The organism is Streptomyces sp. NPDC020996 (genome assembly GCF_040641355.1).
Lineage (GTDB): Bacteria > Actinomycetota > Actinomycetes > Streptomycetales > Streptomycetaceae > Streptomyces.
This window is the reverse complement of sequence record NZ_JBFADM010000111.1, coordinates 1-9,697: the sequence shown is the minus strand read 5'-3', so window position 1 is coordinate 9,697 and position 9,697 is coordinate 1. Positions and strand designations below refer to the sequence as shown.

Here is a 9,697-nt window from a genome sequence, read left to right as displayed (position 1 = left end):
CAAGGCCGCAAGGCCGCAAGGCCGCAAGGCCGCAAGGCCGCAAGGCCGCAAGGCCGCAAGGCCGCAAGGCCGCAAGGCCGCAAGGCCGCAAGGCCGCAAGGCCGACCGAATCAGCCAGCAGGGGTGCGCGCAAGCCCAGGACCAGGACGCGGGCCAGGGACCAGGACGCAGGCCCGGGACCAGGGCGCGGGCCAGGGACCAGGGCGCGGGCCAAGGGGAACGCTGGAGCGTGGTGGTCGGGTGGGGCGGAGGGTCAGGCGGCGGGGCCGCGGCCGCCTCCGCGGGGGGCGCCCAGGTCGCGGGAGAGGTTGCGGGCCGTCTCGCGCACCGTCACGGCGAGTTCCTGGCGGGCCGGCTGGGCCAGCACCCGCTCGACGGGGCCGACGACGCCGATGGCGCCGACCACCGCGCCGGAACGGTCGAAGACGGGCGAGGCGATGCCCGCGTCACCGATGGCGGACTCCTGGTCCTCGACCGCGTAGCCGGTCCGCAGGATCTCCTTCAACTGCCCGGCCAGCACCTCCCGTTCGGTGATGCTCGCGCCGGTGAGCACGGCCGGTTCACCCGCGAGCAGCCGCTCGCGCTCAGCGGCCGGGCAGAACGCCACGATGGCCTTGCCCAGCGCGCAGGTGCTCCACGGGATGCTGGCGCCCACCTCGAGGATCTGCACGGCCGCCTCCGGCCGGAAGGCGTGGTGCACCACCAGGACGTGGTCGTCGGTGAGCACCGCCACCCACACCGCCTCGTTCGCCCGGGTGGCGAGCTGGTTCGCCCACGTCAGCGAGCGGGCGCGCAGCTCCTGGGTGTCCAGGTAGGCGTTGCCGAGCTGCAACAGGTCGGGGCCGAGCTGGTACTTGGAGCTGTCCCGGTCCTGCACCACCAGCCCCTCGGCCTCCAGCGTGCGCAGCAGCGCGTGCACGGTGGGCTTGGCCACGCCCAGGCGGTCGGCCAGCTCGGTCACACCGAGCCGGGGCCCGGTGGTCGCGAGCTCCCGCAAGATCTGCACCGCACGCTGCACCGCCTGCACCATCGAAAATTTCTCCTCGATTCAGTATTGATGAACAGCGTTCCGAGATTTAACGTGACTGTTCATGAGCACCTCTGTCGGCATCGTACTCGTGTCACACAGCGCGGAGCTTGCCGCGGGCCTTCGCCTGCTGGTGGAGCAGATCGGCTCCGACACGGTCCCCCTCGCCGTCGCCGGAGGAACCGATGACGGCCGCATAGGCACCAGTTACGACCTCGTCCTGAACGCGATCCGGAACGCCGATCGCGGCGCCGGCGTGGTCGTCCTCCCCGACCTCGGCAGTTCCGTCCTGACCGCCCGCACCGTCCTGGAAGACCATCCCCGTCCCGACGTCACCATCGTCGACGCCCCCTTCGTCGAAGGGGCCGTCGCCGCCGCAGTCACCGCCGCGTCGGGCGCCGACCTCAAGACCGTCGCCGACGCCGCCAAGGAGGCCCGCAATGTCCCCAAGCTCTGACGCCACCGCCACGCCCGCCACCGCCACGGCCGCCCACGAGGCCACCGTCGTCCTGCCCGCCAACCTCCACGCCCGCCCCGCGGGTCAGCTCGCCCGCGCGGCGGCCGGATTCACCAGCTCCATCGAACTGGAGCACAAAGGCCGCACCGTCAACCCGACCGGCGTCCTCGCCGTGATGGGGCTGGGCGCCACCAGCGGCACCACCGTGACCGTCCGCGCCGAGGGCCCCGACGCCGAACAGGCCGTCACGGCACTGGCCGACATCCTGGCCAACGCCGAGTAGTCACGCCCCCGAGTAGTCACGCCCCCACACGCCCTCTACGCCTCGACCGCCCCGCGCAGCCGAGCCCTCCTCGCCGCGGGTGCCCCGCCGCGAGGAGGGACGGGCCTCGTCACCGGTGGCCGCGCAGCTTTCCGAACAACCGCTGCGCCTGGCCACGGCGGTGCGGGTCGGCCGCGGAGCGGCGTGCCCGTTCCGTCGTGCGTCGCCCCTGCGGACTCCGCGCGAAACGCTTGATCCGTTCGATCACTGTGGACATGGGCGGCACTCCTTTCGCTCGGGGGTGCCCTGCTCCTTGTCAGGGCCCACGACCTTCCGGTTACCCGGTGCCCGCCACTCCAGCCCCTTCCGGCCGAGAGTGTGCGGCCCCGCCGCGACTTCCCTTGCAGCTCCCCGGCGCCGGACGGGCGCTCGGAGCCCGGCTGCCTGCTCCGACAGGGCGGGCCCGGCCGGACGGCGCTGAAATGGTTGAAGCGTCACCGCGGCAGCGGGCGCGGCCGGTGCCGCGTTCCCGCAGGCCACGGTGGCCCACCCCTGCAACGACCCGCGTGTCCGAAAGCGGGCTCGGCGTGTTGCACGCGGTCCCGCACCGCTGAAACCTTCGGCTCTTGAACGCATCGCCCGGCTAGTTCGCCGCGATTGTTCGGATTTCTCGTACACCATTCGTTCAAGAGAAGCAGGGAGTCGTCTCATGCAGAGATGGATGAACCGGTCCATCGCGACCGCAGGCCTCGCCACAGCTTTGATCCTCCCCTCCGCTCTCCGGGCCCCCGCCGCCGTGGCGGCGGCGTTGACGCCGGCCCCGTCCTGTGTGGCGATGTACGAGAGCTGGCGGTACACCGACGCCGCCAACGACTGCGCCGACACGCAGAGCGTGACGGTCGTCTACCAGGACGGCGCGAGCGGCCTGTGCCACACCCTCGCGCCGGGCGCGTTCAGCACGGTCGGCGAGGGATACCTGGGCCTGCACGGCCACGCCGACCACCTCGCCGTCTGCGAACCGTCCTGACGAGAGTCGCCGGCCGTCACCGCCACAGCTCGGCGCTGTCGCACGCCCGCGCCCCCATGTTGCGCTCGATCATCCGCAGGGCGGCGTCCGCGAGTTCGGGATACATGCAGGCGACGGCGTCGCGCGGGACGGTGACGTCGAAGTGCCGGATGTGGGCGTCGAGGCAGGAATAGAGGATGCACTGCTCCGTCACCTGCCCGCACAGCACCAGCCGCTCGGTGCCCTGCTGCCGCAGCAGGTACGACAACGGGGTCTCGAAGAAGGCCGAGTGGCGGGCCTTGACGACGAACAGCGAGGCGTCGTCGGGCCGCAGCGGCTCCACCAGGCGGGCGTGCGGACCCGCCAGGGCCTTGCCGAGGAGTTCACCGTGGTGTGAGCGCCACTCACCGAAGTTGTCGTTCACGTAGATCACGGGTACGTCCTTGTCGCGGGCCCGCTGGAGGAGGCCCGCCACGACCGGGACCACCTTCTCGGCCGAGGACAGCAGCAGCTCGGCGTCCTCGTGGTCGTACGTGTTGATCATGTCGAGGACGGTCAGCGCGCTCTTGCTCATGCCCGCCGGGTTCCGTCCCACGGGCCGGCCACTCCTGCCCGGCGGCCGGCCCGGTCCGCCGTGCCGTTCAGCTCCGGCTGTCGGCGAGCGCTCCTCGGCAACTGCGCACCAGGTCGGCGTACACCTTCGCGCTGGGCTTCGGGCGGCGGCGGAACGTCGTGCGGTCGACCTCGTGCAGACCCAGCTGGGCGCCGTAGCCGAAGATCCACTCGAAGTTGTCCATGAGCGTCCAGTGGCAGTAGCCGAGGACGGGCGTGCCGGCGGCCACCTCGGTCGCGAGCGCTTCGACGGCGGCGGGGATGAAGGCGGCCCGCTGCGTGTCGTCCGGGGTCTGGATGCCGTGCTCGGTGACCAGGACCGGCACTCCGGACACCTCGTGGGCGTAGCGGACGGCGCCGGCGAGGGAGCCCGGCTCGATGACCGTGCCCATGCCGTTGAGCTCGCCGTCGGGCGTGACCTCACCGTCGGGGCCGTGGACGACGCGCTCGTAGTTCTGCACGCCGATGAAGTCGTCCTGGCGTGCCTCGCGCAGCCAGTGGTCGTAGACGGCGGCGCGCTTGGCGTCACGGCGCGCTTCGCCGCCGGGGACCGCGACCTCGTCGGCGATGGCGATGGAGACGCCGACCGGCAGGTCGCCGCGGCGGGCCTTGATGGCCTCGCGGGCCGCACGGTGGGCGCGGGTGAACGCCTCCTGGAACTCCGTCTGCCGGTGGGCGGGGATGACGTTGGCGCTGGCGTAGGCGCCGCTGCCGGCGGCGCGTGCGGCGGCTTCGAGCATCCGCGCCTTGAGCGCCTCCGCCTCGGGCGGCAGTTTCGCGCCGGCCTGCAGCAGTTGTTCGAGGTTGGGTTCGTTGAGGGTGATGCCGTAGGCGATGCGGTCGCCGAAGCGCGCCATGACGCGGTCGCACTGTTCGGCGAAGCGGGCCGGGGCGTCGGCGGCGGTCCAGGAACCGGCTGCCGCGAACCAGTGCGGGGCGGTGAAGTGGCTGAAGGTGATCAGCGGTGCGAGTCCCCGTTCGAGGCAGCCGTCGACCATGCGCTCGTAGTGGTCCAGGGCCTCGGCGGAGACGACACCCCGCTCGGGTTCGACGCGGGCCCACTCGACGGAGAAGCGGAAGGCGCTCAGCCCCAGTCCGGCGACCAGGTCCAGGTCCGTCTCCCACTGCCGGTAGCCCTGGCACGCCGGTCCGCTGGGCTCGCGGAACAGCGAGGGGGCGGTGTGCTCCAGGAACCAGGTGTCGCTGGCGCTGTTGTCGCCCTCGTTCTGGTGCCCCGCGGTGGCGACGCCCCACAGGAAGGTGTCGGGCAGGCTGATCGATGTCATGGGTGCTCCCTAAGCGGGTGGTCGGTAGGCGGGTGAGGCGGGTGATCGCGGTGTCAGGACGTGGTCGCGGTCAGTGGGGCGCGGAAGGTGTGCCGGCCGGGGCCGGCCTGCCTGGGCTGCGCGCCGGGCAGGTCGACCGTCGCGGTGGTGTGGGGCGGCACGACGACGTCGACGAGCAGGTCGCCGTCTTCGACGCGCCAGGCGGTCCCGGCCCGGCCGTACGGCGTGTCGTGCTCGGCCCGGGCCCAGGTCAGACCGGCTCCGGGGCGGGGCCGGACCGACAGCCGCCGGTAGCCGGGCTCGGCGGGGGCCAGCCCGGCGACGGTGCGGTGCATCCAGTCGGCGACGGCGCCGAGCGCGTAGTGGTTGAAGGAGGTCATCTCGCCGGGGTTGACGCTGCCGTCGGGGAGCATGCTGTCCCAGCGCTCCCACACGGTCGTGGCGCCCATGTCGACCTGGTAGAGCCAGGAGGGGCGGGCCCGCTGGGTCAGCAGTCGGTAGGCGGTGCCGACGTGCCCGGTGTCGGTGAGCGCGTCGCACACCAGCGGGGTGCCGAGGAAGCCGGTGCCGATGCGGTGGCCTCCCTCGGCCACCAGTCCGGCCAGCCGGCGTCCCGCTTCGGCGCGCTCGGTGGCGCCCTCCAGCAGGCGGAACGACAGGGCGAGAGCGTAGGCGGTCTGGGTCTGTTCCGTCAGGCGCCCGCCGCCGGCGTGGAAGCGGGCGAGGAAGGCGTCGCGGACCGTGTCGGCCAGGGCGTGGTACCGGGCGGCGTCGCCCGCCTCGCCCAGCACCTCCGCGGTGCGGGCCAGCAGCCGCGCGGAGCGGGCGAAGTAGGCGGTGGCGACGAGGACGGACGACGTCATCGCGCGGCCGGGGTCGTCCGCCGGGGCGGACGGGTCCAGCCAGTCGCCGAACTGGAACCCCTCGCCCCAGGTCCGCTCCGGACCGGCGATGCGGTCGACGGCGTCGACCCAGGCGCACATCGAGGGGTACTGGGCGCGCAGGACATCGGTGTCGCCGTAGCGCTCGTACAGCACCCACGGGACGATGACGGCCGCGTCGCACCAGCCGGCCATCGGCGGGTTGCCGGGCGGCAGGGGCGCCGGGGTGATCACCGGGATGTCGGGGCTGAACACCGGCGGGACGCGCCGCCCGTCGGTCTCCTGGTCGGCGGCGAGGTCGCGCAGCCAGGAGCGCAGGAAGTCACGGACGTCGTAGAGGAAGGCGGCGGTGGGGGCGAAGACCTGGACGTCGCCGGTCCAGCCGAGCCGTTCGTCGCGCTGGGGGCAGTCGGTGGGCACGTCGACGAAGTTGCCGCGCATCCCCCACACCACGTTCTCGTGCAGCCTGTTCAGGGAGGTGTCGGAGCAGGAGAACCAGCCCGTGCGGCGCAGGTCGCTGTGCACGACCACGGCGGTGACGTCGGCAGGGTCGAGCGGGCCGGGCCAGCCCTCGACGTCGGCGTAGCGGAAGCCGTGGAAGGTGAAGCGGGGCTCCCACTCCTCCCCCGCCGGGTCGCCGCGCAGGACGTAGCGGTCGGTGGCGGTGGCGTGCCGCAGCGGTCGCGTGCACAGGTCGCCGTCCTGCAGGACCTCGGCGTGCCGGAGGGTGACCGTGCGGCCGGCCTCGCCGCGCACCCGGATGCGCAGCCGCCCGACGAGGTTCTGGCCGAAGTCGAGGATCGTGCGGCCGGTGGGCGAGGTGGTCACCGCGACGGGCGTGAGGTGCTCGATACGGCGCACCGGCGGGCTGTCGGCCGGGAAGAGCACACCGGTGTCGAAGTCCAGGACCGCGGCGGGCCGCCACGCCGAGTCGTCGAAGCCCGCCTCGCTGAAGCCGTCCCGCTCGCGGCGGGCGTCGTACTCCTCGCCCTCGTACAGGCCGGCGGACAGGACCGGTCCGGGGATCCAGCGCCAGCCTTCCCCGGTGGCGACGGTGTCGGTGGAGCCGTCGGCGTACTCGATGCGGAGTTCGGCGAGCAGCCCGGTGTGCGGGCCGTAGATGTCCCGGGTGCCGCCGTTGAAGCCGAGCAGGCCCCGGTACCAGCCGTCGGCCAGGTGGGCGCCCCAGGCGTTGCGCCCCTCGCGGACCAGGGCGGTGACGTCGAAGGACTGGTAGCGGTGGCGGTGGCGGTAACTCGTCCAGCCGGGGGCCAGGACGTGGTCGCCCACCACGCCGCCGTTGATCTCCAGTTCGTAGACGCCGAGCGCCGTGACCAGCAGTCGGGCCGACCGTACGGCTGCCCGGGCGGTGAACTCCGCCCGCAGCAGCACCGCCGGGCGGGGCCCGTCGGAGGGCTCGGGGGCGGGCTCGGGGGCGGCCTCCGGGGCGGAGGGGTGGGGACTGACGACTCGTGCGGTCCAGTGGTGGTGCATGGCGGCCTTTCTCAGCACCGGGGGGTGAGCAGGGTCGATCATGCGGCGAACACCTAGTGAAAGCTAGGCATTCATTGACGTGACGTGCGCCACACGAGGCCTCGCATATGTCATGCCCATGCCAATAATCGGGCCCACCGGCATCCCCCGACCCGCCGCCTACAACCCCTGCCCGTCGGTGGAGATGACCCGCAGGAGCCGGTCGAGGTGGCCGCGCATGACGGCGACGAGGTCGAAGGACCGTCCGCCGGCCAGCCACTGCTGGAGCAGCCCCGCATCCAGGGCCGCGCACTCCCGGGCTATGGCCTCGTGGTCTAGGTCCGGCCGCAGCTCACCTCGCGCGCTGCCGACCCGCAGCCGGTCGGCGAGTTCCCGGACGCCCTTCTCCTGCCAGGTGGTGAAGTGCTCGTGCGCCGGATGGTCGGGCGCGGTGGCCTCGGCGGTGAGGACGACGGCCAGCTCGACCATGCCTGGCATGGTCAGCGTCTCGGCCGTGTCCTCCAGGTGGCAGCGGAAGGCGTCCCGCACCGAGTCCGAGACCCGCTGCCAGCGCACGTCCATCCGCTCGTGCCAGTACTCGACGACCGCCAGGAGCAGTTGCTGCTTGTCCCGGAAGTGGTGCAGCAGCCCGGCGTCGGTGATCTCGGCGTCGCGGGCGATGCGCGCGAGGGAAGTCTTGCGGTAGCCGTCCCGGCCGAAGCGCAGCAGCGCGGCTTCGAGGATCTGCGTGCGCCGCGCCCGGCCCGCCGTGTACTGGCCGCGCGGCCCCCTGGGTGTCGCCATGCCAGAACCCTACCGGCGGCAACCTTGACGGCCACGGGCCCGTCGACCATCCCGGACACGCGGCGTGACGTGGGTCACATCCCCGAAACCTAGCAGCCACTAGGTGTTCGGCTTCATCATCGACGTCACGCGCCGACGGATTGCCGCGCTGTCACGTCCCCGTGAGCGACGTGTTACGCCGCACCTCTGCTGCGCACCCACACCCCCCGCGCTTACTCTCCCCTCGGCACCTCCGTGAAAGGAGGGCTGGCATGACGCCGACGTCATCAAGCCCCTCAGTCGACTCCGCAGCACGCTCCGACGCTGGCGGACGGTGGACTCCCCGCCTCGTCCTGCTGCTGGTCGCGCTCGCCTGGCCGACCCAGTTGCTGGCCGCGGGCGGCATCCTCGGCGCCAACGCCACAGCGGGCGTCGCGCAGGCCTTCCACACCACCCAGGTGGTGTGGTTCGGGCTGACGCTGACCCTGACGTCCACCCTGCTCACACCGTTCGTGATCAAGCTCGGGGACCTGTACGGCAAGAGACGCGTGATGCTCGCCATGACCGCCCTGGGCGCTCTCGGCGAGGCCCTGGCGGCCATGGCCGGAAGCTTCTGGCTCGTTCTCGCGGGCCGCGCGATCGCCGGTTTCTACGGTCCGTTCGGCGCCCTGTCGTTCGCCGCGGTGCGGGACGTCTTCCCGCCCCGCCTGGTCAAGCCGGCCAGCGGCATCATGGGCAGCAGCGTCGGCCTGGTCGCCCTCGTCTCCCCGTTCCTGGCGGGCTGGCTGGTCGACGGCTGGGGCTACCGCGGCGCCCTGTGGTTCCTCGCCGCCGCCACCGCCGTCGCCTTCGCGCTGGTCGCGCTGCTGGTCCCGGAGACGCCGCGGCACGCCTTCGACTCCGGCTTCGACTGGCTCGGCGGACTGGTCCTCGGCGGCGGTCTGACAGCCGTGGTCTACGCCGTCGGCCAGGGCCAGAGCTGGGGCTGGGCGGACCCGCGCACCCTGGGCTGGCTGGCCGGCGGCGCGATCGCACTGGTCGCGTTCCTGTTCGTGGAACGTTCCAGCGCCCACCCCATCCTGGACCTGCGGGTGCTGCGCCGCCGCCCGGTCGCCCTGGCGCTGACCGCGGGCGGCCTCGCCCAGACGGTCGCCTTCACCATGCCGGGCCTGGCCATCCTGCTCGCCCTCTACCCCCACATCCCCGGCGTCTCGGCCGGCCTGGGGTGGAGCGCCCACCACAACGCCGTCGTCAGCGTGAGCTGGAACCTGGTGATGTTCGGCACCGGCCTGCTGGCCAGCCGCATGCTGCGCCGCTTCGACGCGCGCCGGATCTGGTGCGTCGGTCTCCTGGTGATGGCCCTGGGCTACACCCTCGTCGGCTTCCGGCACGGCAACGAACTCGAGCTCATCCTGACCTCCTGCGTCGCCAACGTCGGCTCCGGCATCGTCGTCGCCGGGGCGCCGGCCCTCGTGGTCGGCGTCGTCACCCGCGACGAGCAGGGCCTCGGCAGCGGCATGCTGAACATGCTGCTCAGCCTGTTCGGCGCCATCGTCACCGCCGGCGCCTACGCCGTCCTCTCCGCGGACAGCACCGTCGTCGACGGCACCGCGTTCTACCTGGACACCGGATACTCCTGGATCTTCTGGCTCGGCGCCCTGGTCGCCCTGGTGGCGCTGGCCCTCTCCCTGTTCATCCCGCCCCTGCGCGACCCCGAGGAGGAGGACGCGCCGCCCGCCACCGCCGCCGCCTGAACCCGTCTCGCCCCGCCGTGCGCCGCACGGCGGGGCGAGACGGTCGGCGCCGTTCGTCAGCCCTGCGGGGGGCGCGGCGGGGGCAGGGGCGCCGGCAGGCGGCGAGCGAGGCGTTGGCGGCGTACGACGGGTCGGCGGACAGGGTACCGGCCGGCC

The 9,697-nt window shown here is 72.9% G+C and carries 10 protein-coding genes; 4 read left to right on the top strand and 6 right to left on the bottom strand.

The features are described from left to right. Positions 1–253 precede the first annotated feature (253 nt). The gene (locus tag AB0G63_RS38040; protein WP_360760140.1) at positions 254–1,030 is read right to left on the bottom strand and encodes an IclR family transcriptional regulator; all 777 of its coding nucleotides are present in this window, start codon (positions 1,028–1,030) and stop codon (positions 254–256) included. Between the two features lie 61 nt (positions 1,031–1,091). Between AB0G63_RS38040 and dhaM the strand changes: the two genes are divergently transcribed. Continuing rightward, positions 1,092–1,484: a dihydroxyacetone kinase phosphoryl donor subunit DhaM gene (gene dhaM, locus AB0G63_RS38035; protein ID WP_360760137.1), complete on the top strand. Its 393-nt coding sequence runs from the start codon at positions 1,092–1,094 to the stop codon at positions 1,482–1,484. Beyond that, a complete protein-coding gene (locus AB0G63_RS38030) occupies positions 1,468–1,767 on the top strand; it encodes an HPr family phosphocarrier protein (RefSeq protein WP_360760134.1) in 300 nt (99 codons plus the stop codon). The genes dhaM and AB0G63_RS38030 overlap by 17 nt, the downstream gene beginning before the upstream one ends. Positions 1,768–1,876: 109 nt before the next feature. On the opposite strand, the gene AB0G63_RS38025 is transcribed toward AB0G63_RS38030, so the two are convergent. After that, positions 1,877–2,023, bottom strand: a complete 147-nt coding sequence (locus AB0G63_RS38025) for a hypothetical protein (protein WP_360760131.1) — start codon at positions 2,021–2,023, stop codon at positions 1,877–1,879. Positions 2,024–2,455: 432 nt separating this feature from the next. Here AB0G63_RS38025 and AB0G63_RS38020 point away from each other — a divergent pair, with 432 nt between their 5' ends. Continuing rightward, positions 2,456–2,773, top strand: a complete 318-nt coding sequence (locus AB0G63_RS38020; protein WP_360760128.1) for an alpha-amylase — start codon at positions 2,456–2,458, stop codon at positions 2,771–2,773. A gap of 16 nt (positions 2,774–2,789) precedes the next feature. Here the strand turns inward: AB0G63_RS38020 and AB0G63_RS38015 are convergent, their stop codons facing one another. From AB0G63_RS38015 to AB0G63_RS38000, 4 genes are all read right to left on the bottom strand, one after another. After that, positions 2,790–3,326, bottom strand: coding sequence for an isochorismatase family cysteine hydrolase (locus AB0G63_RS38015; protein WP_360760125.1), 537 nt, complete (start codon positions 3,324–3,326; stop codon positions 2,790–2,792). Between the two features lie 67 nt (positions 3,327–3,393). Next, positions 3,394–4,650 carry a family 1 glycosylhydrolase gene (locus tag AB0G63_RS38010; RefSeq protein ID WP_360760122.1) on the bottom strand — a complete coding sequence of 419 codons (1,257 nt, stop codon included), beginning with the start codon at positions 4,648–4,650 and terminating at the stop codon, positions 3,394–3,396. A gap of 53 nt (positions 4,651–4,703) precedes the next feature. Next, a complete protein-coding gene (locus AB0G63_RS38005) occupies positions 4,704–7,067 on the bottom strand; it encodes a glycoside hydrolase family 78 protein (protein ID WP_360760119.1) in 2,364 nt (787 codons plus the stop codon). Positions 7,068–7,184: 117 nt separating this feature from the next. Then, positions 7,185–7,808 (bottom strand): TetR/AcrR family transcriptional regulator, encoded by a 624-nt coding sequence (locus tag AB0G63_RS38000; RefSeq protein WP_360760117.1) that lies wholly within the window; start codon positions 7,806–7,808, stop codon positions 7,185–7,187. A 251-nt stretch (positions 7,809–8,059) separates the two neighbouring features. Here AB0G63_RS38000 and AB0G63_RS37995 point away from each other — a divergent pair, with 251 nt between their 5' ends. After that, complete coding sequence (locus tag AB0G63_RS37995) at positions 8,060–9,541, top strand: MFS transporter (RefSeq protein ID WP_360760114.1); 1,482 nt, start codon at positions 8,060–8,062, stop codon at positions 9,539–9,541. Positions 9,542–9,697: the final 156 nt, after the last annotated feature.

Coding starts and splice junctions, on each gene's coding strand:
- AB0G63_RS38040 (WP_360760140.1), bottom strand. CDS start 1,030: ATGGTGCAGGCGGTGCAGCGTGCGGTGCAGATCTTGCGGGAGCTCGCG.
- dhaM (WP_360760137.1), top strand. CDS start 1,092: ATGAGCACCTCTGTCGGCATCGTACTCGTGTCACACAGCGCGGAGCTT.
- AB0G63_RS38030 (WP_360760134.1), top strand. CDS start 1,468: ATGTCCCCAAGCTCTGACGCCACCGCCACGCCCGCCACCGCCACGGCC.
- AB0G63_RS38025 (WP_360760131.1), bottom strand. CDS start 2,023: ATGTCCACAGTGATCGAACGGATCAAGCGTTTCGCGCGGAGTCCGCAG.
- AB0G63_RS38020 (WP_360760128.1), top strand. CDS start 2,456: ATGCAGAGATGGATGAACCGGTCCATCGCGACCGCAGGCCTCGCCACA.
- AB0G63_RS38015 (WP_360760125.1), bottom strand. CDS start 3,326: ATGAGCAAGAGCGCGCTGACCGTCCTCGACATGATCAACACGTACGAC.
- AB0G63_RS38010 (WP_360760122.1), bottom strand. CDS start 4,650: ATGACATCGATCAGCCTGCCCGACACCTTCCTGTGGGGCGTCGCCACC.
- AB0G63_RS38005 (WP_360760119.1), bottom strand. CDS start 7,067: ATGATCGACCCTGCTCACCCCCCGGTGCTGAGAAAGGCCGCCATGCAC.
- AB0G63_RS38000 (WP_360760117.1), bottom strand. CDS start 7,808: ATGGCGACACCCAGGGGGCCGCGCGGCCAGTACACGGCGGGCCGGGCG.
- AB0G63_RS37995 (WP_360760114.1), top strand. CDS start 8,060: ATGACGCCGACGTCATCAAGCCCCTCAGTCGACTCCGCAGCACGCTCC.